The following is a 23,910-nucleotide window of genomic DNA, read 5'->3' as shown; positions in this document are numbered from 1 at the left end:
AGTCAGGTCCCTTCCTTACGTCACTTGCCGGCAGCCGGGGCGTCCTCGCCGAGCAGCTTGCCGTCGGAGGTCTCGAACTGCTTCTTGAACTCCGCGATGGCGTCGGCCATGGCCTGGAGGGTGTCGTCCGACATCTTCCCGCCCTCGCGGATGGAGGTCAGCAGGCCCTGCTCCTTGCGGTGCAGGTACTCCAGCAGCTCCTTCTCGAAGCGGCGGATGTCGGCGACCGGAACCTCGTCCATCTTGCCGGTGGTGCCGGCCCAGATGGAGACGACCTGGTCCTCGGTGGCCATCGGCTGGTACTGCGGCTGCTTCAGCAGCTCGACCATGCGCTGACCACGCTCCAGCTGCGCCTTGGACGCGGCGTCCAGGTCGGAACCGAAGGCGGCGAACGCCTCCAGCTCACGGAACTGGGCGAGGTCCACACGCAGACGGCCGGAGACCTGGCGGATCGCCTTGTGCTGGGCGGAGCCACCGACTCGGGAGACCGAGATACCGACGTTCAGCGCGGGACGCTGACCGGCGTTGAACAGGTCCGACTCCAGGAAGCACTGGCCGTCGGTGATGGAGATGACGTTGGTCGGGATGAACGCCGAGACGTCGTTGGCCTTCGTCTCGACGATCGGCAGACCGGTCATCGAGCCGGCCCCCATCTCGTCGGAGAGCTTGGCGCAGCGCTCCAGCAGGCGGGAGTGCAGGTAGAAGACGTCACCCGGGTAGGCCTCACGGCCCGGCGGGCGGCGCAGCAGCAGCGACACGGCGCGGTAGGCGTCGGCCTGCTTCGACAGGTCGTCGAAGATGATCAGGACGTGCTTGCCCTGGTACATCCAGTGCTGGCCGATGGCCGAACCGGTGTACGGCGCCAGGTACTTGAAGCCGGCCGGGTCGGACGCCGGGGCGGCGACGATGGTCGTGTACTCCAGCGCGCCGGCCTCCTCCAGAGCGCCGCGCACGCCGGCGATGGTGGAGCCCTTCTGGCCGATGGCGACGTAGATGCAGCGGACCTGCTTGTTCGGGTCGCCCGAGCGCCAGTTGTCGCGCTGGTTGATGATCGTGTCGACGGCCAGGGCGGTCTTGCCGGTCTGGCGGTCACCGATGATCAGCTGACGCTGGCCACGGCCGATCGGGGTCATGGTGTCGACGGCCTTGTAGCCCGTCTCCATCGGCTCGTGCACCGACTTGCGGACCATGACGCCCGGAGCCTGAAGCTCCAGGGCGCGACGGCTGTCCGTCTCGATCTCGCCGAGGCCGTCGATCGGGGTGCCGAGGGGGTCCACCACGCGGCCGAGGTAACCCTCGCCGACCGCGACGGACAGGACCTCGCCGGTACGGCTGACCGGCTGCCCCTCCTCGATGCCGCTGAACTCACCGAGGACGATGGCACCGATCTCGCGCTCCTCGAGGTTGAGGGCGAGGCCGAGGGTGCCGTCCTCGAACTTCAGCAGCTCGTTGGCCATGGTCGAGGGCAGGCCCTCGACCTTCGCGATGCCGTCGCCGGCAAAGGTGACCGTACCGACCTCCTCGCGCGAGGCCGCGTCCGGCTTGTACGCCTGGACGAAGTTCTCCAGCGCGTCCCGGATCTCCTCCGGCCGGATCGTGAGCTCCGCCATCTGGGTTCCCTGCTCTCCTTGTTGGGCCCGAAGTTTCTTAGGGGGTCTGGGGGCGACCCCCAGGATTCTTCTGCACGGCCCAACCAGGGCCGTCGTAAGTACGTACTGCCTATTGAGTTGCTGCTCAGCTCGTGAGCCGGCGGCTGGCGTCCTCGATGCGGTCCGCGAGGGAGCCGTTGATGACCTCGTCGCCGACCTGCACCCGGATCCCGCCGAGGACCTCGGGGTCCACGTCCAGGTTGAGGTGCATCTTGCGGCCGTAGAGCTTCGCGAGGGCGGCGCCCAGGCGCTGCTTCTGCGCGTCGCTCAGCGGTACCGCCGAGGTGACGGTGGCGACCATGCGGTCCCGGCGCTCGGCGGCGAGCTTGGACAGGGACTCCAGTCCCGACTCCAGGCTACGTCCCCGCGGCGCGGTCACAAGGCGCGTCACCAGACGCTCGGTGGCCGCCTGTGCCCGGCCGCCGAGCAGGCCGCGCAGCAGCCGGCTCTTGGCCGAGGCGGTGGCCTTGCGGTCGGTCAGCGCGGCGCGCAGCTCGGTGCTGCCGGAGACGATCCGCCCGAAGCGGAACAGCTCGTCCTCGACGTCGTCGAGCTTGCCCGCCTTCTGCGCCGCGGTGAGGTCGGCGGTGTCGGCCAGCGTCTCCAGCGCGTCCACCAGGTCGCGCGACTGCGACCAGCGGGAGCGCACCATTCCGGCGACCAGGTCGGCGGCCGGGCCGCTGACCTGGGTTCCGAGCAGGCGCTGGGCCAGTTCGGCCTTGGCCTCACCGGCCTGCGCCGGGTCGGTGAGGACCCGACGCAGCGACACCTCGCGGTCGAGCAGCGCGGTGACGGCGGCCAGCTCGTCGGCGAGCGAGCCGGCGTCCACGGACGTGGAGTCCGTCAGCGCGTCGAGACGCTCACGTGCGGCTGCCAGGGCCTCGCGGCTCGCTCCGTTCATCGGCCGGCCTCGGCCTTCTCCTCGAGGTCGTCGAGGAACCGGTCGATCACGCGGCTTTGGCGGGCGTGGTCCTCGAGGGACTCGCCGACGAGCTTGCCGGCCAGGTCGGTGGCGAGCTTGCCGACGTCCTGACGCAGCGCGGACGACGCGGCCTTGCGGTCGGCCTCGATCTGGGCGTGACCGGCGGCGACGATCTCCTCGCGCTGCCGCTGGCCCTCGGCCCGCATCTCGGCGATGAGGGCGGCACCCTGCTCCTGCGCCTCCTGGCGCAGGCGCGCGGCCTCGTGCCGGGCCTCGGCGAGCTGTGCCTTGTACTGCTCAAGCACGCTCTGGGCCTCGACCTTCATGGTCTCGGCCTCTTCGATACCGCCTTCGATCGCCGCGCGGCGCTCCTCCAGAACCTTGTTGATGTTCGGAAGCAGCTTCTTCCAGAAGAAGAAGAACACGATGGCGAAGGCGATGGTGCCGACGAGCAGCTCGGGGCCCGGAGGAATGAGCGGGTTCTGCTTCTCCTCGGCCGCCAGCTGCACCAGGTTGGCGATCACATCAGTGCCTTTCGTCGAAAGGTTCGGCTCGTCGGCGTTCGTCAGCCGCTGTAAACGAACGGCATGACGATGCCGATGAGGGCGAGCGCCTCACAGAAGGCGAAGCCGAGGATCTGGTTGGCACGGATCAGGCCGGCGGCTTCGGGCTGACGGGCGAGGGCCTGGGTACCGTTACCGAAGATGATGCCGACGCCGACGCCGGGGCCGATGGCGGCGAGGCCGTAGCCGACGGAACCGATGTTGCCTTCAAGGGCGGCGAGGGTCTCCATGGCAGCCATGCTGAATCTTCCTTCTCTTTCATGGACCGGCGGGGGTTGGCCACCGGACGTTCTTGGGGGCTTGCGGAGCGGCGCGGCTCAGTGGTGCTTGGCGAGAGCGCCCTGGATGTACGAGCAGGCAAGGAGGACGAAGACGTACGCCTGAACGGCCTGCACGAAGAGCTCGAAGAGGATCATGACCATCGTCATGACGAAGGAGACACCGGCGGCCGGGATCATCCAGCTGTTCAGCAGGTACCAGGAGGCGACGGTGAACATCACCAGCATCAGGTGGCCGGCGAACATGTTGGCGAAGAGTCGGACCGCGTGCGTGAAGGGGCGAACGAGCAGGTTCGAGAAGAACTCGATGACCATCACGAGCGGGAGAACCGGGCCGAGTTCCTTGTCGTAGCCGGTGACGTTCTTGAAGAAGCCGACGAAACCGTGCCGCTTGAAAGTCAGCGAGACCCACACCACGTAGACGATGGCGGCCAGCACCATCGGGTAGGCGATGATCGACGACACCGGGAACTGCGCCAGCGGGATCACGGACCAGATGTTCATGATCCAGATGAAGAAGAACAGCGAGACCATCAAGGGGACGTACTTCTCGCCCTCCTTCTTTCCGAGGGTCTCGTAGACGATGCCGCGGCGGACGAAGTCGTAGCCGGCTTCACCGACCATCTGGAGCTTGCCCGGCACCACCTTCGCCTTGCCGAAGGCGAGCGTGAAGAAGGTGACGACAAGCAGGGTGGTGATGACCGCGAGCAGCATCACCTTGTTGAACTCGAACCCTCCAACCGTGGCGATCGGCTTGAAGAGGAACGAGTGCAGGCCCGGAGCCGGAAAACCACACCCGTTGTCGGACATGATCCGACAGCTCCAGTCAAAGGCGAGCTGGGTCTGGTCAGCACTCACCGCGGGCTCCTTCGGCGTGACGCATGGGTACGGCAACCTCGTTGTGTCGGCGCGGCACAGAGCCGCGGTTCGGCACGGGACTGGTGTTACGGATGTGGGGGCGGCTGGGGGGCATCTCGCCTCGCGATAGAGCAGGCGTCAGCTCGGATGCCCGCGCCCGCGATGCCGCAGTTGGCACCGGACGATAGCAGGAGATCTCATGCCTACTTATCCCGGCCCTACCCCTCACGACGAGTGCCCCGACTTTTCGGGCTTCCCGCCCGTCGTCGACTCGGGCTCGACGTAAAGAATCTTGGCTTTCATGTGGGCACGCGTCTGCGCGGCGATCCACGCGAGGGTGCCGGCGACGAGCGTGAGAGCGAAGGCCTTGGGGTGGAACAACGTGGTGTTCTTGAAGGCGGCCATGAAGACGAACAGCAGCAGAATCTGCGCTGCGTAGAGCATCAGGCCCATCGCCTGGAAGAGGTGCGGAAGCGATTTGGCAGTGCGCTGGAGAACGTAGAGACCGATCCCCATGAACAGGATCACCACGAGCGCCGCGACGACCGCCCCGATCACCCCCTTGCCACCGGCCACCACGCCACTGATGACGGCGGCAACAGCACCGACGGCAGCCGTGGGCACGGCGGCCTGGGCCAAGATCCGGGCGTCATTGGACGGCATGGCGGCAACTCCGCTTTCGCAGGGGGCAGGGGTGTCGTCATGGACGAGCGTAGTCCCGGGCTGAGTGGAGACCTCACACCAATGGACCGTCGCACTACGGTCCTTCGGCTCTATCCGGGGGTTCTCGTGAACCGTATCACAAACTATTTGATGCAGTCTTTACCTGAAGGTGTGCGCGCAGTCACACATGAGAGTGAACATGCGCGTCTGAGCGAGAACACCGCCGACTTGTCTGGTATTGAGGCGCTTCGTTCGCCCATCACAACCCCACGACTTGGCAATGCTCTAGTCAGATTCTTACCTTGTCCCGGCCTTACGCCGGTCCGTCAGACGCGAACGGGCGCCAATGGCCGTTGCCCCGTTGACTCCTGAGACGCCGGACACCACCGGGGCGCGGTTCTCACGCGCGGCCGCCGCCGGCTGCTCGGCGGCGGCCGCCGGCGTCGAGGCCTCGGGTGCCAGGGCCGGGACCCCGCGGCGCCGGTAGCGCGGTGGCACGAACCGCTCCATCCAGCGCGGGGCGCGCGGCGTGAAGCGCGGCAGCAGGAGCAGGGCCAGGCCGATCGCGCTGAGGAACACGATGCCGAGCACGATCCACATGGACGCCGAGTTGACCGAGTAGGCGAGCGCCCCGAAGGCGATCAGTGCCGACCAGAAGTACATGATCAGCACGGCGCGGCTGTGCGAGTGGCCGATCTCCAGCAGGCGGTGGTGCAGGTGGCCGCGGTCGGCGGCGAACGGCGACTGGCCGCGCCAGGTGCGGCGCACGATCGCCAGGATCAGGTCGGCGGCCGGCACCGCGATGATCGTCAGCGGGAGCAGCAGCGGGATGTAGACGGGGACCGTCTGGTGCACGGCCTCCTTCTCCGACCCGACGTACAGGTTGAGCGCGTCCGGGTCGACCTGCCCCGTGACGGAGATCGCGCCGGCGGCCAGGACCAGGCCGATCAGCATGGAGCCCGAGTCGCCCATGAAGATCCGCGCCGGGTGCATGTTGTGCGGCAGGAAGCCCAGGCACATGCCCATCAGGATCGCCGAGAAGAGAGTGGCGGGGGCGGCGGCCTCGATGCCGTACGAGTACCAGATCCGGTAGGCGTAGAGGAAGAACGCGGCGGCCGCGATGCAGACCATGCCGGCCGCGAGACCGTCCAGGCCGTCGACGAAGTTGACCGCGTTGATGGTGATGACGACCAGCGCGACCGTCAGCAGGGTGCCCTGCCACTGGGTGAGTGCGACCGAACCGACGCCCGGGATCGGCAGCCACAGGATCGTCAGACCCTGCACGACCATCACGCCCGCGGCGATCATCTGGCCGCCCAGCTTGATCAGGGCGTCGATCTCGAACTTGTCGTCCAGCACGCCGATCAGCCAGATCACCGCCGCCCCTGACAGCAGCGCCCGGGGTTCGTTCGACGTCTCGAAGACCTGGCTGAGATTGGTCAGGTGGTCGGCGACCAGCAGGCCGGCGCACAGCCCGAAGAACATCGCGATCCCGCCGAGCCGCGGAGTGGGTTCCCGGTGCACGTCACGTGCCCGGATCTCCGGCATCGCTCCGGCCACGATCGCGAACTTCCGTACCGGCCCTGTCAGCAGATACGTCACCGCGGCCGTGACGCAGAGCGTCAGCAGGTATTCACGCACGGGCTTCCCCACAGGTCTCGCTGGCCATCACAGCCCCACACCCTAGCGATGCGCGCATACGTGTGGGGACTTCCGGGTAGCGACGATGGTTGCACGAGTAGCTGGGCACCCTGGTGCGCTTACCCCGGCTCAAGCCGGATACGGCGGAAATCCACCGGCCAGCTCCCGCACTTCTTCACGGGCCCTCGCGGTCTCGGTCACGCCCCTGAGCACCCCCACGAGCAGCTTCGCGATCCGCGTCATCTCCGCCTCGCCCATGCCCTGCGTGGTGACGGCGGCCGTGCCCAGCCTGAGTCCCCGGGCGTCGCCGTGCGGCAGCGCACAGCAGTCCATGACCAGGCCGGCGGCGGCGAGACGGCCCCGGGCGGTGCGGCCGTCGACGCCGAGCGGCGCCGGGTCGGCGGTGATCAGGTGGGTGTCCGTGCCGCCCGTGGTGACGACCAGGCCCTCGGCGGCCAGGAGGGCCGCGAGAACTCTCGCATTGGCGACCACCTGATGGGCGTACACGGCGAACGCCGGTGCTGCCGCCTCCCCGAACGCGACCGCCTTGGCGGCGATCGTGTGCATCTGCGCGCCGCCCTGTGTGAAGGGGAACACGGCCCGGTCGACCCGCTCGGCCAGCTCCGCGCGGCACAGGATCATGCCACCGCGCGGTCCCCGCAGCACCTTGTGGGTGGTCGCACAGACGATGTCCGCGTACGGCACCGGGTTCGGCGCCGCTCCCCCGGCGACGAGCCCGATGGGATGCGCGGCGTCCGCGACGAGATACGCGCCCACCTCGTCGGCCACCTCGCGGAAGAACGCGTAGTCGATGTGCCGGGGGTAGGCGATCGAGCCACACACGATCGCCTTGGGCCGGCGCGTGCGGGCCAGGGTGCGCACCTGGTCGTGGTCGATCAGCCCGGACTCGGCCTCCACGCCGTATCCGACGAAGTCGAACCAGCGGCCGGAGAAATTGGCCGGCGAGCCGTGCGTGAGATGGCCGCCGTACGGCAGGCCGAGGGCGAGGACGGTGTCGCCGGGGCGCAGCAGGGCGGCGTAGGCGGCCAGGACGGCCGAAGAGCCGGAGTGGGACTGGACGTTGGCGTGCTCGGCGCCGAACAGCGCCCTGGCCCGGTCCACGGCGAGGCGTTCGGCGACGTCGACGATCTCGCAGCCACCGTGGTGCCGCGCTCCCGGGTAGCCCTCGGCGTACTTGTTGGCGAGCGGCGAGCCGAGGGCGGCCAGGACGGCCGGCGAGCTGAAGTTCTCGGCGGCGATCAGCTGAAGCGTGGTCGCCTGCCGCTCCCGCTCGCCGAGCAGGATGTCGGCGAGCTCGGGGTCCTGGCGGCGCAGGAGGTCGGCCTCGATGGCAGGGGTGACCGTCATGGTGGGCTCCGGGCGGCGTCGACGGTGACGTACGTCCAATGTAGGCCCGGGGGCCCCGGGGCGCTCGGTCGTTACGTCTTTGCGGGGACGCCCGTCAGGGCCGTGACGACCGGATCGAGTGCCTGGTGTATCTCGTCACCGACGGACCGGAAGAACGTCAGGGGCGCCCCGTACGGGTCGTACACCTCGTCCGCCTCGGCGTTCGGTGCCAGCAGCCACCCGCGTAGAGCCGCCGCGGCACGCACCAGCGCACGCGCGCGGGTGACCACGCCCTCCTCCAGGGGCGGCAGGGTCGCCGGGTCGATGGCCTTCACCAGGCGGGTGAACTCCTTGAGCGTGAACGTCCGCAGGCCCGCCGAGTGCCCCATGGAGATGACCTGCCCCCTGTGGTCCCGGGTGGCGGTCAGTACCAGGTCGGCTCGGATCACGTGCTCGTCGAGGAGCTCACGGCCTACGAAGCCGGAGGCGTCCGCGCCGAAGTCGGCCAGCACGGTCTCCGCGTTGGCCTCCATGGGGGCGCCCTCGTGACCCCAGGTGCCCGCGCTCTCCACGATCAGCCCGCCGCCCAGGATCCCGAGCCGCTCCCGCACGAAATGGCGGGTCAGCCGCTCGGTGATGGGCGAGCGGCACACGTTGCCGGTACTGACGTGGAGGATGCGGAAGCTGTCGCGCGGCAGTCCCACGAAGGTCGTCGTGATCTCCGCCGCGCTTTCCCCGTTGCCTATGCCACGCCCCGCTCCAGGGGCCGTCAATTCGCCACCTCGAGGTCGGGTACGACCTTTCGCAGCTCTTCCGCGGAGAGCGCGCCGGCGCGCAGCAGCAGCGGCACCTCACGGGTCACGTCGACGATCGACGACGGGACGTTGCCGGGGGTCGGGCCGCCGTCGAGGTAGACGGAGACGGAGTCGCCGAGCATCTCCTGCGCGGCGTCGCAGTTCTCCGGCGCCGGGTGGCCGGTGAGGTTGGCGGAGGAGACGGCCATCGGACCCACCTCCGTCAGCAGCTCGATGGCGACGGGGTGCAGCGGCATGCGCACGGCGACCGTGCCACGGGTGTCGCCCAGGTCCCACTGGAGGGACGGCTGGTGCTTGGCGACGAGCGTCAGCGCGCCCGGCCAGAACGCGTCGACCAGCTCCCAGGCCAGCTCCGAGAAGTCCGTGACGAGCCCGTGCAGCGTGTTCGGGGAGCCGATGAGCACGGGGGTGGGCATGTTGCGGCCCCGGCCCTTGGCCTCCAGCAGGTCGGCGACCGCCTCCGAGGAGAACGCGTCGGCGCCGATGCCGTACACGGTGTCCGTCGGCAGCACCACGAGCTCGCCACGGCGGACGGCGGACGCTGCCTCACGCAGACCGGTCACACGGTCGGTCGCGTCGTTGGTGTCGTATCGCCGTGCCATCTTTAGCTGGCCTCCTCGTACACGTGCTGCTGGGATGAAGTTTGCGAAGACTGCGGTGTGCCCGGTGTGCTCACGGCAGCGCCTTGCGGGCCGTGGCGAAACGCGGGCGGTTGTTCAGATCCGGATGGTCTGCGGCGTCGGTCCAGCCCCGGTCCTCGGCGAAGATCCACGGCACCTGGCCGCCCTGGGTGTCGGCGTGCTCCACGACCACGACGCCGCCGGGGCGCAGCAGCCGGTGCGCGGTGCGCTCCAGGCCGCGGATGAGGTCGAGGCCGTCCTCGCCGGAGAACAGGGCCAGGCCGGGGTCGTAGTCCCGCGCCTCGGGGGCGACGTACTCCCACTCGGTGAGCGGGATGTACGGCGGGTTGGAGATGACCAGGTCGACCTGGCCGTCGAGGTCCGGGAAGGCCGTCAGGGCGTCTCCCTGGCGCAGCTCGACCCTGGACCCCTCCACGTTCTTGCGGGTCCACCTGAGGGCGTCCTCGGACAGCTCCACGGCGTACACGCGCGAGCGGGGCACCTCTTGGGCGAGGGCGAGCGCGATGGCGCCGGAGCCGGTGCACAGGTCGACGATGCACGGCTCGACGACGTCCATGGCGCGTACGGCGTCTATGGCCCAGCCGACCACGGACTCCGTCTCGGGCCGGGGCACGAACACCCCGGGGCCGACCTGGAGTTCCAGGTACCGGAAATAGGCGCGCCCGGTGATGTGCTGGAGCGGTTCGCGGGCCTCGCGGCGGGCGATGACCTCCCAGTAGCGGGCGTCGAAGTCGGAGTCCTTGACGGAGTGCAGCTCGCCGCGCTTGACGCCGTGCACGAACGCGGCGAGCTCCTCCGCGTCGGTGCGCGGCGAGGGCACGCCGGCGTCGGCGAGCCGCTGGGTGGCCTGGGCCACCTCCGCGAGCAGCACGCTGCGGGGGCTTGGGGGTCGCCCCCCAAATGACTGCTGCACGCAAGTCCTCCGGTACTCGGTACTTCCTGTGGATACTCCTGTGTGTCCTACGCGGCCGCGAGCTTCGCCGCCGAGTCCGCGTCGACGCAGGCCTGGATCACCGCGTCGAGGTCGCCGTCCAGGACCTGGTCCAGGTTGTACGCCTTGTAGCCGACGCGGTGGTCCGAGATGCGGTTCTCCGGGAAGTTGTACGTACGGATCTTCTCGGAGCGGTCGACGGTGCGGACCTGGCTGCGGCGGGCGTCGGCGGCCTCCCTCTCCGCCTCCTCCTGTGCCATGGCGAGCAGCCTGGAGCGCAGGATACGCAGTGCCTGCTCCTTGTTCTGCAACTGGCTCTTCTCGTTCTGGCAGGAGGCGACGACTCCGGTCGGGACGTGCGTGATGCGCACGGCGGAGTCGGTGGTGTTGACGGACTGCCCGCCCGGCCCGGAGGAGCGGTAGACGTCGATGCGCAGGTCGTTCGGGTTGATCTCGACATCGACCTCCTCGGCCTCGGGGGTGACGAGGACACCGGCGGCGGAGGTGTGGATACGGCCCTGGGACTCGGTGGCGGGGACGCGCTGCACGCGGTGCACGCCGCCCTCGTACTTCAGGCGGGCCCACACGCCCTGCCCGGGCTCCGTCGCGCCCTGGCCGCCCTTGGTTTTCACGGCCACCTGGACGTCCTTGTAGCCGCCCAGCTCGGACTCGGTGGCGTCGATGATCTCGGTCTTCCAGCCGACGCGCTCGGCGTACCGCAGGTACATGCGCAACAGGTCGCCGGCGAACAGGGCCGATTCGTCGCCGCCCGCGCCCGCCTTGATTTCGAGGATGACGTCCTTGTCGTCGCTGGGGTCGCGCGGGACGAGGAGGAGGCGCAGCTTCTCGGTCAGCTCCTCGTGCCGCTTCTCCAGCTCCTTGACCTCGGCCACGAAGTCGGGGTCGTCGGCGGCGAACTCGCGCGCGGTCTCGATGTCGTCGCCCGTCTGCGTCCAGGAGCGGTACGTGGCGACGATCGGGGTGAGCTCGGCGTAACGCTTGTTCAGCTTGCGCGCGTTGGCCTGGTCGGAGTGGACCGACGGGTCGGAGAGCTTCTTCTCCAGGTCGGCGTGCTCGGCGACGAGTTCCTCGACGGCCTCGAACATCTTGGGCTCCTGTGTACTGGCGGGGTGAAGGGGCGGGCGACCAAAAACGCCGGTCCCGGAGCGCCCGGTGAGGGGGCGCGCCGCGGACCGGCGAAATGGGGCTCGCTACTTCTTGGAGCCGGCGGCCTTGCCGAAGCGGGCCTCGAAGCGGGCCACGCGGCCACCGGTGTCGAGGATCTTCTGCTTGCCCGTGTAGAACGGGTGGCACTCGGAGCACACATCGGCGCGGATCGCGCCGGACTCGATGGTGCTGCGGGTGGTGAACGACGCGCCGCAGGTGCAGCTGACCTGCGTCTCGACGTACGCGGGGTGGATGTCGCGCTTCAAGGTGTCTCCTAGGTTTCGGGAGGGCGCCGGGTCGCTGCCGCGGGGTGCGGGAGCGTGAACCGGAGCCGACGTACCAGTCTGCCAGGACCGGGGCCATCCCCCAAAACCGGGGGTTGCTGTGATCTATTCCCCGCGGGCCGGTGGGGGTTGTTCGCGCCCACGCGGCGGAGCCGCGAAACGACACAGTTCCGCGCCCCTTGGGGCGCGGTCCTCAAGAGCCGCTCACGACACCCTTGGCTTCACCTGTCGCCGTGCCCTTCGTCGCGCTGTTCGGGATCGGCTTGTCGTTCGCCAGGGCCTTCCAGATCTGGTCGGCCTTCTTCTCCTGGAGGAGGACGCGGTTGGGGTCGGCCGGGTCGTAGGCCACCGGCATCGTGACCATGTGCATGTTGGACGGGGTGATGCCCTGGAGGCCGCTCGCGAAGGACGCGAGCTTGTTGACCGAGCCGAGGTCGGAGTCGGTCGTCACCGTCTTGGTCGCGGTCTCGGCGAGGTCGAGCAGCTTCTTCGGGTTGGTGAAGACGCCGACGTCCTTGATCTGGTGGACCAGGGCCTTGATGAAGGCCTGCTGGAGCTGGATGCGGCCCAGGTCGGAGCCGTCGCCGACGCCGTGGCGCGTGCGGACCAGGCCGAGGGCCTGTTCGCCGTCGAGTCTGTGGGAGCCGGCCTTCAGTTTCAGGTGGCTGTCGGGGTCGTCGATGCTCTTGGTCGTGGTGACCTCGACGCCGCCGAGGTCGTCGATGAGCTTCTGGAAGCCGGCGAAGTCGACCTCCAGGTAGTGGTCCATCCGCAGGTCGGTGATCGACTCGACTGTCTTCACGGCGCAGGCGGCTCCGCCGGTGGAGTACGCGGAGTTGAACATCACGCCGTTCGCGGCGGGGTACTCGTTGCCCTTGGTGTCCGTACACGCGGGCCGGTCGATGAGGGTGTCGCGCGGGATGGAGACCACGCTGGCCTTCTTGTGGCCCTTGTATACGTGCACGATCATCGCCGTGTCCGAGCGGGCGCTGCCGTCGTCGGTGCCGCCGCCGAGCTTCTTGTTGCCGCCGGCGCGGGTGTCGGAGCCGAGGACGAGGATGTTCTCCGAGCCGTTGTCGGCCTTCTTGGGCCGGTCCGCGCCGAGAGCCTGGTCGATGTTGACGCTCTTGAGGTTGCCGTTGAGCTTGAAGTACACGTACCCCGCCCCGGCGCCGCCCAGGACCACGATGCCCGCGGCGGTCCAGGCCGTCACCATCAGACCCTTGTGCTTGCGGGGCCTGCGGCGTCGGCCCTTGGCGCGGTGGCGCGGCCCGGTATCGTCCGGTATGCCCGGACCCGGCGTGCTCTCGGCAGACATGTGCTCCTCAGCTCGTCTACGGTCGGTTACCCCCTGCGGCCAGTACCAGGCGTGAACGATCGGGGACTTCCTCCTGGCACCATCGTCGCTCCGCCTGGTCAGACGGAGAAACTCGGGAAAGGGTTGCACAACGGACTGTGCCCACCGCGTGCGGCGGTGGGCACAGTGTGTGTTCGTCACAGCGAGGGGTACCTCGCTCACCTGCGGTTTCAGCCGAAGATGTCGTACTGCTTGAAATCGGTGCCGACGGACTTCCTTGTGGCGAAGATCTCGCTGGTCGCCTTGCCGGTGCCCGGGTACAGGTAGAGCGTGCCGCCGGGGGTGCGGGCCAGGAAGTCGGCCTTGCCGTCGCCGGTGATGTCGCCGGTCGCGTCGAAGGCGTTGTACGTCGTGCCGCTCCAGGTGCGCACCTTGACACGGCTGGAGAACGCGCCGGAGCCGACCGTGCCCGTGCCCTTGTACAGGTACACGTAGCCGCCCGACTTGCTGCGGGCGATCAGGTCGGTCTTGCCGTCCCCGGTGAAGTCGCCGTGGCCGCGCACGGAGTTGTACTGGTTCCAGCCGGAGCCGACCTTCACTCGGGGCGCGAAGGTGCCGTTGCCCTTGCCCGGGTAGATCCACATCACGCCCGCGGAGTCGACCGAGAGCAGGTCGGGCAGGTAGTCGCCGGTGACGTCACCCGGGGTGATGATGCGGGTGCGGGTCGCCCAGTTGTCGGCGATCTGCTGGGTGGACCAGGTGCCGCTGGAGATCACGTAGTGCGTCCAGTAGACGTCGCCGGTGGAGCTGACCCGGTAGACCAGGTCCTGGTAGCCGTCGCGGTCGAGGTCGGTCTGCAGGACGACGTTGACGCCGTTCCAGTTGCCCCAGGACTCGCGGGCGGCGAAGGACGTGCCGTTGGAGTTCTTGGAGTAGCCGGTCTTGGTGGAGGCGTTGCGCACCCACAGGTCGGCCCTGTGGTCGCCGTTGACGTTGGTGTCGTCGAGCCGCGGGTAGGCGGCGCCCACGTACGTGCTGACCTTGCTGAAGACGCTGTAGGCGCCCTTGGCGACGCAGTCCCTCACGCCCCAGGAGACGACACCGACGATCCGGTTGTTGACGACCAGGGGGCCGCCGGAGTCGCCGTTGCAGACGGTGGTGGTGCCGGCGTCGCTGCCGGTGGCGGGGTTGCCCGCGCAGACCATGTGGCCCCTGACGAAGTCGCTGCCGTACGCCCCGGCGCAGGTGGTGTCGGACTGGACGGGCAGCGTGGCCGTCTTCAGCGTCTCGGAGATGTCGTCGCTGGTGGAGCTGGTGCGGCCCCAGCCGTAGACCTTGGCGCTGGTGCCGGCCTTGTACGACGTGGTGTCGCCGGACGTCGTCATGCGGATCGGCGTCGCCTTGACCGGGACGGGCAGGGTGAGCACCGCGATGTCGTTGTCGATGGTCGTCGCGTTGTACGACGGGTGGTTCCACTGCCGCCAGACGCCGGTGACGGTGCCGCCGTGCAGGTCGGTGCCGTCGGCCGAGGGCAGCTGGGAGGTGCCGGTGACGATGGCGCCGTTGGCGCGCCAGTCGTAGCCCTTGACGCAGTGCGCGGCGGTGAGGATCTTCGTCGGCGCGACGACGGCGCCACCGCAGAAGAAGCCGATGTCGTCGCTGGTGGTCGAGGTGCCCCGGTCGTCGTAGTAGTGGAGCTGCGCCATCCACGGGGCCGAGGTGATGGTGGTCTCGCTGCCACCGATGATCTTCGGGTCGATGGCGGAGCCGCTGGTGTTCCTGCTCGTGCTGAGCGACGACTTGGTCGTCTTCCCGGCGACGTCGTCACCGGCCATGGCGCCCGCGACGCGCTTCTCCAGCTCGGCGAGCGACGGCGAGCTGGTGGCGGGCTTGATCGTCGGCCGCGGCAGTGCGGTGGCCGCGCCTGCGGACGTCGTCAGCAGCGCGGCGGCCACGGCGGCGGCCACACCGGCCGCGGCGACGGGCAGTGCGAGACGTATCCGGCGTCTGTGCCGACCGCCCCCAGGCATGGATGTACCCACGTATGTCCCCCCTCGGGATCACATGTTCGAAGAGAGCGTGATCCTACCTGCATACGAGCACCACAAAGGGCCGCCCCGTTCACGGGAGCGGCCCTTTGCCCAGTGCTTACCTCAGTCGCCGTTGCCCGGCGTCGGAGTGGTCTTCTGGATCTGCATCAGGAACTCGGCGTTCGACTTCGTCTGCTTCATCTTGTCGAGGAGCAGCTCGACCGCCTGCTGCTGGTCGAGGGCATGCAGCACCCGGCGCAGCTTCCAGACGATGGCGAGCTCGTCGTTGGCGAGCAGGATCTCTTCCTTACGGGTACCGGACGCGTCCACGTCCACCGCCGGGAAGATGCGCTTGTCGGCGAGCTTCCGGTCGAGCTTGAGCTCGGCGTTGCCCGTGCCCTTGAACTCCTCGAAGATCACCTCGTCCATGCGGGACCCGGTGTCCACCAGGGCGGTGGCGAGGATGGTCAGCGAGCCGCCGTCCTCGATGTTCCGCGCGGCACCGAAGAAGCGCTTCGGCGGGTACAGCGCCGTCGAGTCGACACCACCGGACAGGATGCGGCCGGAGGCCGGGGCGGCGAGGTTGTACGCACGGCCCAGGCGCGTGATGGAGTCCAGCAGGACGACGACGTCGTGGCCCAGCTCCACCAGGCGCTTGGCGCGCTCGATGGCGAGCTCGGCGACCGTGGTGTGGTCCTCGGCCGGGCGGTCGAAGGTCGAGGAGATGACCTCGCCCTTGACCGACCGCTGCATGTCGGTGACCTCTTCCGGACGCTCGTCGACGAGGACGACCATCAGGTGGCACTCGGGGTTGTTGTGCGTGATCGCGTTGGCGATCGCCTGCATGATCATGGTCTTGCCGGTCTTCGGCGGGGCCACGATCAGACCGCGCTGGCCCTTGCCGATCGGCGACACGAGGTCGATGATGCGGGTGGTCAGCACGCCCGGGTCGGTCTCCAGACGGAGCCGGTCCTGCGGGTACAGCGGCGTGAGCTTGTTGAACTCCGGGCGGCCGCGGCCGTGTTCGGGCGCCATGCCGTTGACGGAGTCCAGGCGCACCAGCGCGTTGAACTTCTCGCGGCGCTCGCCTTCCTTCGGCTGACGGACGGCACCGGTGATGTGGTCGCCCTTGCGCAGGCCGTTCTTGCGGACCTGGGCGAGGGAGACGTACACGTCGTTCGGGCCGGGCAGGTAGCCGCTCGTGCGGATGAAGGCGTAGTTGTCGAGGATGTCCAGGATGCCCGCGACAGGGATCAGGACGTCGTCCTCGGCGATCTGCGGCTCGGAGGCGATGTCGTCGCGGCCGCGACGGCCACGGCGGTCGCGGTAACGCCCGCGACGGCCACGGCGGCCACCCTCGAAGTCGTCCCCGTCCTCATCGGCCCGCTGACGGTCACGGTCCTGACGGCCGCCGCCGCTCTGCTGGTTCTGCTGGCCGCGCTGGCCGCCCTGCTGGTCGTCGCCCTTGTTGCCACGGCGGTCGCGGTCCCGGCCACGGTCACGGCGGTCGCGACGACGGCCCTCGCCGCCCTCACCCGCGTCGGACTTGGCGTCGTTCTGGGACTGCTGCTGCGGCTGCGACTCGCCCCTGGACTCGTTCTTCGCCTCGGCGGCGATCGTCTCGGGAGCGGCGGCGGCCGGCGAGCCGGCGTCGGCGGTGGCCCGGCGACGGCGGCGCTCGGAGGGCGCGTCATCGCTGGCAGGCTGGCCGGGGATTTCGATCTGCTGCTGGGCCACGGCGTTCTCGGCCTTGTCGGCCTTCTCTGCGGGGGCCTCGGAGGCCTGCTTCGCGTCCGCCTTCTTCTCCGCCTTGTCGGCGTTGTCCCCCGTACGGGTCCTGGAGGTGGCGCGGCGCTTCGGCTTGGTCTCGGCGGGGGCCTCGGCCTTCGCGGCCGGGGCGGCGCCGCCGGACGCCTGCGCCTCCTTGATGACCTCGATCAGCTGGCTCTTGCGCATACGCGCGGTGCCCCTGATACCGAGGCCGGATGCGACCTGTTGCAGCTCGGCCAGCACCATGCCCTCGAGGCCGGTACCGCGGCGCCGCCGGGAGCCGGCACCGGTGGCAGGCGCGGAGGCGTCCGTGGCGGGCGCGGCAGCGGTCTCCTCGACACGTGCGCCCATCAGATCGGTGGTGTCGCTCACGAAGGGTCCTTCCCTGGAGCGGACGTCGGCCTGTCTGGCTCGGCGACCGGTTGTGCTGTCCGGCTTCGGTCCGTGTGGTGTGAACCGTGCCGGGGCGGTGGTCCGCCTCAGCGGCGGAGGAATCTGGTGATGGCGCTTCCGTATGCCGTGGCACCCAATGTCAGTGTCACGCGGCGTGGTCGCACCGGTTCCGGAGCATGCCCTGCGCCCCGCTCAGTGTCCGTGTACGGCGTACGGTCCGACGTACGGAACACAGTGCGGTTTGGGGGGCTCCCGGAAGAATGTCTGTCCCGGACGGGGACACGAGGCACCTCGCCATGGTGGGGTCGGGTGCAGACTTGAGGTTAACACTACCGGATCCAACAAACATTCCCCCTCTCGAAATCCGGCAACCGTGCGCTTCTAAATGTCCGTGGAGGTCGCGAGCGGCAGCACGATCGCGCCCTGCGGATCGAGGCTCAGCCGGTTCGCGGCCCAGTCCGCGCCCGCCAGGGCCTCGACCTTGTCGGCGGTGCCCGCGTCGGCCAGCGCCATGACCGTGGGGCCGGCGCCGGAGATCACCGCGGGGACGCCCTCGGCCCGCAGCCGCTCCACCAGCGCCGCGCTCTCGGGCATGGCCGGGGCGCGGTACTCCTGGTGCAGGCGGTCCTCGGTGGCGGGCAGCAGCAGCTCGGGGCGCCGGGTCATGGCCTCGACGAGCAGGGCGGCCCGGCCCGCGTTGGTGGCGGCGTCGACGTGCGGCACGGAGCGCGGGAGCAGGCCGCGCGCGGTTTCGGTGAGTACCGGCTTTCCGGGCACGAAAACCACCGGAACGATGGAATCGGCGGGCTCCATCCTGATCGCCCGGGCCGCGCCGCCCTCCATCCAGGACAGCGTGAAGCCGCCCAGCAGACACGCGGCGACGTTGTCGGGGTGGCCTTCGATCTCGGTGGCGAGCTCCAGCAGCGCGGTGTCGTCGAGCTTGGCCTCGGCGCCTATGGTCACGGCCCGGGCGGCGACGATGCCGGCGCAGATGGCGGCCGAGGAGGAGCCCAGGCCCCGACCGTGCGGAATGCGGTTGGCGCAGACGATTTCCAGGCCGCGCGGCTGTCCACCCAGCAGATCGAAGGCGGTGCGCAGGGAACGTACGAGAAGGTGCTGCTCGTCGCGCGGGAGTGTCTCGCTGCCCTCACCCGCGATGTCGATGTGCAGCCCGGAGTCGGCCACCCGGACGACCACGTCGTCGTACAACCCCAGCGCGAGGCCGAGGGCGTCGAAGCCCGGGCCGAGGTTGGCGCTGGTGGCGGGGACGCGCACCCGGACGGCGGCGGCGCGGAACGCTGGACCGGCCATCGCTCGATGACTCTCCTTGAGCTGCGTGATGGTCGAATGACGTGGGATGGACATTCGATGGTGTACGAGAACCCTGGGGGCCGCGGAGACGGCGCGGCTCCGCGGCATATGCGGCGGGCGGGTTCAGTACAGCCTATCGAAGGAAGGTTCTGTGGCGACATAGGGCGCACAGGAGGCGCACGATGCGTGTCGTAAGCCCCCTGTGCACCCCCCGTAGGGAACCTCCCCGGCCAAGCGCCGTCTTACGCCGGACCGTGTCGAGCGTTACACCGGCGCTCGGCACGTCGGCGCACGTCAGGCCAGTCCGAGGCGCTCCGCCGCGGCCGCCGAGTCGACGGGCACGGTGACCGGCTGCGGGGCTCCGGCGACGGCCCAGTCGGGGTCCTTCAGCCCGTTGCCCGTGACGGTGCACACGATCCGCTGCCCCGGGTCGACCTTGCCCTGCTCGGCGGCCTTCAGCAGACCGGCGACGGACGCGGCGGACGCGGGCTCGACGAAGACGCCCTCCTGCGAGGCCAACAGCCGGTAGGCACGCAGGATCTCACGGTCCGTCACCTCGTCGATGAAGCCGCCCGACTCCTCCCGCGCGGCGAGCGCGTACTGCCACGAGGCCGGGTTGCCGATGCGGATGGCGGTGGCGATGGTCGACGGGTCCTTGACGATCTCACCGCGCACGATCGGGGCGCTGCCGGAGGCCTGGAAACCCCACATCCGGGGCGTCCGGGAGGCGACGCCGTCGGCGGCGTACTCCTTGTAGCCCTTCCAATAGGCCGTGATGTTGCCCGCGTTGCCCACCGGCAGAACGTGGATGTCGGGCGCGTCGCCGAGCATGTCCACGATCTCGAACGCGGCCGTCTTCTGGCCCTCGATACGCACCGGATTGACCGAATTGACCAGAGCGACGGGGTAGTTGTCGCTCAGGCCGCGCGCGAGCGTGAGGCAGTCGTCGAAGTTGCCGTCGACCTGGAGGATCTTCGCGCCGTGCACGAGGGCCTGGCCCATCTTCCCGAGCGCGATCTTGCCCTGCGGCACGAGCACGGCACAGACCATCCCGGCCCGCACGGCGTACGCGGCGGCCGAGGCCGACGTGTTGCCGGTGGAGGCGCAGATGACGGCCTTCGCGCCCTCCTCCTTGGCCCTGGTGATGGCCATGGTCATACCGCGGTCCTTGAAGGACCCGGTCGGATTCGCGCCCTCCACCTTGAGGTGGACCTCGCAGCCCGTGCGCTCGGAGAGCACCTGCGCGGGCACGAGCGGCGTGCCGCCCTCGCGGAGCGTCACGACCGGCGTGGTGTCGGATACCGGCAGGCGGTCCCGGTACTCCTCGATGATTCCGCGCCACTGGTGGGTCATTGCTGGTTACTCTCCTTCAACCCGCATGATGCTGGCGACACCACGCACGGTGTCGAGCTTGCGCAACGCCTCGACGGTCCCGGTGAGGGCGGCGTCGGACGCACGGTGGGTGACGACGACGAGGGAGGCCTCGCCGTCCTTCCCCTGCTGGCGAACCGTATCGATCGAGACTCCGTGCTCGGCGAAGACGGTCGCGACCTGGGCGAGAACACCCGGTTTGTCGGCCACGTCCAGGCTGATGTGGTAGCGCGTGACGACGTCGCCCATCGGGGACACGGTGAGGGCGGCGTAGGCGGACTCGCCCGGTCCGGTCGCGCCGTTGAGCCGGTTGCGGCAGACGGCGACGAGGTCGCCGAGCACGGCGGAGGCCGTCGGGGAACCGCCCGCTCCGGGGCCGTAGAACATGAGCTGCCCGGCGGCGTCGGACTCGACGAACACGGCGTTGTAGGCGCCGCGCACGGAGGCCAGCGGGTGGCTCAGCGGGATCATCGCGGGATGCACGCGCGCGGTGACGGACGCCCCGTCCTCGGCCCGCTCGCAGATGGCGAGCAGCTTGATGGTGCAGCCCATCTCCTTCGCGGAGGCGAAGTCGGCGGCGGTGACCTCGGTCATGCCCTCGCGGTAGACGTCGTCGAGGCGCACGCGCGTGTGGAAGGCGATAGCGGCGAGGATGGCGGCCTTGGCGGCGGCGTCGAAGCCCTCGACGTCGGCGGTCGGGTCGGCCTCGGCGTATCCCAGGGCGGTGGCCTCGTCGAGGGCCTCCTGGTAGCCGGCCCCGGTCGAGTCCATCTTGTCGAGGATGAAGTTGGTCGTGCCGTTGACGATGCCCATCACCCGGTTGATCTTGTCGCCGGCGAGGGACTCGCGCAGCGGCCGGATCAGCGGGATGGCACCGGCGACGGCGGCCTCGTAGTAGAGGTCCTTGTCGTGCTCCTCGGCGGCGGCGTGCAGGGCCGCCCCGTCCTGGGCGAGCAGCGCCTTGTCGGCTGAGACGACGGAGGCGCCGTGCTCGAAGGCGGTGGTGATGAGGGTCCGCGCGGGTTCGATCCCGCCGATCACCTCGACGACGACATCAATGTCGCCGCGTTTGACCAGGGCGGTGGCGTCGGTGCTGATGAGGGACTGGTCGATGCCTTCCCTGACCCGGTCGGGCCGCCGCACGGCCACGCCCGCCAGCTCCACGGGCGCCCCGATCCGGGCCGTGAGGTCGTCGGCGTGCGTCGTCATGATGCGCGCCACCTCTGAGCCGACCACTCCACAGCCCAGCAGCGCCACCTTCAGCGGACGCGTACGCATCATCCGACCTCGTTTCCTCATGACCTTCGACGGTGGAACCAGTCTCACTCACCGGACGGGAGTTTCTGCCCCCGGTCCGGATCGTGAGACGTCTATTTCATCTTCTCGGAGGCGGCAGACAGGAGATCTTCCGCCCCGTGGCCTTCGGCTTCTCGGTCTCGACGTTCTCGCTCAGCCGACGTCGAGACGCAGCAGGTCCTCCTCCGTCTCACGGCGGACGATCACCCGGGCCTCGCCGCCCCGCACGCTCACGACGGGCGGCCGCAGCACGTGGTTGTAGTTGCTGGCCATGGACCGGCAGTAGGCGCCCGTGGCCGGTACGGCGATGAGGTCACCCGGCGCCAGGTCGGCCGGCAGGAACGCGTCCTTGACCACGATGTCCCCGCTCTCGCAGTGCTTGCCGACGACCCGGGCGAGCATCGGCTCGGCGTCGGAGGTGCGGGAGACCAGCGCGACACTGTACTCGGCGTCGTACAGCGCGGTACGGATGTTGTCCGACATGCCGCCGTCGACGGAGACGTACGTCCGCAGCCCGTCGAGGGGCTTGATGGTGCCGACCTCGTAGAGCGTGAAGGCGGTCGGGCCGACGATGGCTCGCCCCGGCTCGACGGAGATGCGCGGCGTGCGGAGCCTGGCGGCCTCGCACTCACGGCTGACGATCTCGCTGAGCGCCTTGGCGATCTCGTGCGGCTCGCGCGGGTCGTCGTCGCTCGTGTACGCGATCCCGAGCCCGCCGCCGAGGTCGATCTCGGGCAGCTCGACGCCGTGCTCGTCGCGGACGTCCTTGAGCAGCGAGACGACCCGGTGGGCGGCGACCTCGAACCCGGACATGTCGAAGATCTGCGAACCGATGTGGCTGTGGATGCCGACGAGTTCGAGCCCGTCGAGCTGGAGGGCACGGCGTACGGCCTCGGCGGCGTGTCCGCCGGCCAGCGGGATGCCGAACTTCTGGTCCTCGTGGGCGGTGGCGATGAACTCGTGGGTGTGGGCCTCGACGCCGACGGTGATCCGGATCAGGACCTTCTGCCGCTTGCCGACGCTCTGCGCGATGTGGGCTACGCGGGCGATCTCCTGGAAGGAGTCGAGCACGATGTGCCCCACACCGGCCTCGACGGCCCTGGTGATCTCGTCGACGGACTTGTTGTTGCCGTGGAAGGCGATGCGGTCGGCGGGCATGCCGGCGGAGAGGGCGGTGGCCAGCTCGCCGCCGGAGCAGACGTCGACGTTCAGCCCTTCCTCGTGCAGCCAGCGCACGACGGCACGGGAGAGGAACGCCTTGCCGGCGTAGTAGACGTCGGCGCCGGTCCCGAACGCGGTGCGCCACGCACGCGCGCGTGCCCGGAAGTCGGCCTCGTCGAGGATGTAGGCCGGGGTGCCGAACTCCTCGGCGAGCCGCGTGACGGAGATCCCGCCGACGGTGGCGACACCGTGCTCGTCACGCGTCACGGTCTGCGCCCAGATCTTGGGGTCCAGGACATTGAGGTCGGCGGGCGGGGCGGAGTAGTGGCCCTCGGGGAGGACGTCGGCGTGACGGGGCCCGGCGGGGTGTGCGGAACGGCTCATTCTGCGTGCTCTTTCAGAGGTGGTCGGGTGCGTCGATGCCGAGCAGGGACAGGCCGCCGGCCAGCACCGCCCCGGCGGCTTCGGCGAGAGCGAGCCGGGCACGGTGGGCGGCCGAGGGTTTCTCGTCACCGAGGGGCAGCACGGCGGGGAGCAGGGGCAGCGTGGCGTCGGCGACGGCGACGAGGTGCCGGGCCAGGCGGTCGGGGCCGCGGTCGGCGGCGACGGCGGTGAGGATGCGGGGGTGGTCGCCGAGTGCGGCGAGCAGGGCTTCCGCGTCGCTCACTGGGCCGGGCTCGGGGTGGAAGCCCAGGTCGGCGGCGTTGCGCAGGAGCGCCCGGGTGCGGGCGTGGGCGTACCGGACGCGGAAGAGAGGATTGGTCTCCCGCTGGACCAGATGGTCGCCGGGGATCCGGGGCCGGTCGTGGGCGGCCGGACAGAGCAGAGCCCAGCGGGCGGCGTCGCGACCGAGGGGAAGGGGGTCGGCGGGGGCGGGGGCTGGGCGGACGGTGACGTCCAGGTCGGGGAGGGCGCGGGGCCGGCGGAGGGGCTTCGGGGGTGGCTGCCGGAATGACTCCCGGGGCGACTGCCGTCGACTCCGAGGACGGTCTCCCACTCCGGCGCGGGCCGACCGTCGAGCTCGATGCGGACGACGTCACCCTGGCTGCGCAGCACGCGGGCCAGGGCGTCCGTCACGACGACGGCACGAACCTCTGCCGGGCACCGGAGCCGCACGATGGTCCCACTGAACCCCTCGGCGTGGCCGTACCGCCACCCACGCCGCAGGACCTCCTCGACGAGGAGTGCGGAGGCGTTGCGTTCCAGGCTGAAGTTGAGGAATCCGGGCCCGGTGACGACGACATCGGCGATGGAGTTCTCACCGGCGAGCCGCGATCTCAGGATCTCGGCCACGCGCTGCGGCGGCTGCCCCGCCGCACCGGCCAGTTGGAGGGCGATGTTGGTGGCGTAGTCGCCACAGCCACCCGGCCCCGGCGGAGTGACCACCGCCCGCTCCGGCACGGTCACGCTGAGTTCACCCTCGTCGACAGCGCGGCGCACGGCGTGCAGCACGGTGCGGGAGAGCTCGACGGGGGTCACGAGGACAAGCGTATGGGAGGAGGGGGGTGGATATGCGAACCGG

The 23,910-nt window shown here is 69.7% G+C and carries 20 protein-coding genes and 1 pseudogene; all 21 read right to left on the bottom strand.

Features of this window, described 5'->3' with window-relative positions; translation table 11 throughout:
* Positions 1–20: 20 nt before the first annotated feature.
* Positions 21–1,610, bottom strand: coding sequence for a F0F1 ATP synthase subunit alpha (gene atpA, locus V8690_RS29580; RefSeq protein ID WP_274819618.1), 1,590 nt, complete (start codon positions 1,608–1,610; stop codon positions 21–23).
* Between the two features lie 124 nt (positions 1,611–1,734).
* Positions 1,735–2,550, bottom strand: a complete 816-nt coding sequence (locus tag V8690_RS29575; protein ID WP_338783167.1) for a F0F1 ATP synthase subunit delta — start codon at positions 2,548–2,550, stop codon at positions 1,735–1,737.
* A complete protein-coding gene (locus tag V8690_RS29570) occupies positions 2,547–3,095 on the bottom strand; it encodes a F0F1 ATP synthase subunit B (protein ID WP_338783166.1) in 549 nt (182 codons plus the stop codon). Before V8690_RS29570 ends, V8690_RS29575 begins: the two co-directional genes overlap by 4 nt.
* Before the next feature lie 41 nt (positions 3,096–3,136).
* Entirely contained in the window at positions 3,137–3,373 is a 237-nt protein-coding gene (atpE, locus tag V8690_RS29565; protein ID WP_338783164.1) for an ATP synthase F0 subunit C, read from the bottom strand.
* Between the two features lie 78 nt (positions 3,374–3,451).
* Positions 3,452–4,222: a F0F1 ATP synthase subunit A gene (gene atpB / locus V8690_RS29560; protein WP_338785502.1), complete on the bottom strand. Its 771-nt coding sequence runs from the start codon at positions 4,220–4,222 to the stop codon at positions 3,452–3,454.
* Between the two features lie 273 nt (positions 4,223–4,495).
* Entirely contained in the window at positions 4,496–4,933 is a 438-nt protein-coding gene (locus V8690_RS29555; RefSeq protein WP_338783163.1) for a hypothetical protein, read from the bottom strand.
* 297 nt (positions 4,934–5,230) lie between these two features.
* A complete protein-coding gene (locus V8690_RS29550) occupies positions 5,231–6,574 on the bottom strand; it encodes an MraY family glycosyltransferase (RefSeq protein WP_338783162.1) in 1,344 nt (447 codons plus the stop codon).
* A 129-nt stretch (positions 6,575–6,703) separates the two neighbouring features.
* The gene (gene glyA, locus V8690_RS29545; protein ID WP_338783161.1) at positions 6,704–7,942 is read right to left on the bottom strand and encodes a serine hydroxymethyltransferase; all 1,239 of its coding nucleotides are present in this window, start codon (positions 7,940–7,942) and stop codon (positions 6,704–6,706) included.
* A 71-nt stretch (positions 7,943–8,013) separates the two neighbouring features.
* Entirely contained in the window at positions 8,014–8,694 is a 681-nt protein-coding gene (locus V8690_RS29540; RefSeq protein ID WP_338783160.1) for a protein-tyrosine-phosphatase, read from the bottom strand.
* The gene (locus V8690_RS29535) at positions 8,691–9,338 is read right to left on the bottom strand and encodes an L-threonylcarbamoyladenylate synthase (RefSeq protein ID WP_338783159.1); all 648 of its coding nucleotides are present in this window, start codon (positions 9,336–9,338) and stop codon (positions 8,691–8,693) included. Before V8690_RS29535 ends, V8690_RS29540 begins: the two co-directional genes overlap by 4 nt.
* Positions 9,339–9,408: 70 nt before the next feature.
* Positions 9,409–10,248 (bottom strand): peptide chain release factor N(5)-glutamine methyltransferase, encoded by an 840-nt coding sequence (gene prmC / locus V8690_RS29530; protein ID WP_338783158.1) that lies wholly within the window; start codon positions 10,246–10,248, stop codon positions 9,409–9,411.
* Between the two features lie 89 nt (positions 10,249–10,337).
* Positions 10,338–11,414, bottom strand: coding sequence for a peptide chain release factor 1 (gene prfA / locus V8690_RS29525; RefSeq protein ID WP_338783157.1), 1,077 nt, complete (start codon positions 11,412–11,414; stop codon positions 10,338–10,340).
* 105 nt (positions 11,415–11,519) lie between these two features.
* Positions 11,520–11,741, bottom strand: a complete 222-nt coding sequence (gene rpmE / locus V8690_RS29520) for a 50S ribosomal protein L31 (RefSeq protein WP_010040182.1) — start codon at positions 11,739–11,741, stop codon at positions 11,520–11,522.
* A 211-nt stretch (positions 11,742–11,952) separates the two neighbouring features.
* Positions 11,953–13,077, bottom strand: coding sequence for an LCP family protein (locus V8690_RS29515; RefSeq protein ID WP_338783155.1), 1,125 nt, complete (start codon positions 13,075–13,077; stop codon positions 11,953–11,955).
* A 209-nt stretch (positions 13,078–13,286) separates the two neighbouring features.
* A complete protein-coding gene (locus tag V8690_RS29510) occupies positions 13,287–15,086 on the bottom strand; it encodes a trypsin-like serine protease (protein WP_338785501.1) in 1,800 nt (599 codons plus the stop codon).
* A gap of 123 nt (positions 15,087–15,209) precedes the next feature.
* Positions 15,210–17,228: a transcription termination factor Rho gene (gene rho / locus V8690_RS29505; RefSeq protein ID WP_338783153.1), complete on the bottom strand. Its 2,019-nt coding sequence runs from the start codon at positions 17,226–17,228 to the stop codon at positions 15,210–15,212.
* 402 nt (positions 17,229–17,630) lie between these two features.
* Complete coding sequence (gene thrB / locus V8690_RS29500; protein WP_338783152.1) at positions 17,631–18,560, bottom strand: homoserine kinase; 930 nt, start codon at positions 18,558–18,560, stop codon at positions 17,631–17,633.
* Positions 18,561–18,854: 294 nt separating this feature from the next.
* Entirely contained in the window at positions 18,855–19,913 is a 1,059-nt protein-coding gene (gene thrC / locus V8690_RS29495) for a threonine synthase (RefSeq protein ID WP_338783151.1), read from the bottom strand.
* Positions 19,914–19,919: 6 nt separating this feature from the next.
* Positions 19,920–21,212: a homoserine dehydrogenase gene (locus V8690_RS29490; RefSeq protein ID WP_338783150.1), complete on the bottom strand. Its 1,293-nt coding sequence runs from the start codon at positions 21,210–21,212 to the stop codon at positions 19,920–19,922.
* Between the two features lie 168 nt (positions 21,213–21,380).
* Positions 21,381–22,772: a diaminopimelate decarboxylase gene (gene lysA, locus V8690_RS29485; RefSeq protein ID WP_338783149.1), complete on the bottom strand. Its 1,392-nt coding sequence runs from the start codon at positions 22,770–22,772 to the stop codon at positions 21,381–21,383.
* A gap of 13 nt (positions 22,773–22,785) precedes the next feature.
* Positions 22,786–23,867, bottom strand: a pseudogene (locus V8690_RS29480) (DALR anticodon-binding domain-containing protein).
* Between the last annotated feature and the right edge of the window lie 43 nt (positions 23,868–23,910).

Source organism: Streptomyces sp. DG1A-41 (assembly GCF_037055355.1).
Lineage (GTDB): Bacteria > Actinomycetota > Actinomycetes > Streptomycetales > Streptomycetaceae > Streptomyces.
This window is presented reverse-complemented; position numbering and strand designations above follow the sequence as displayed.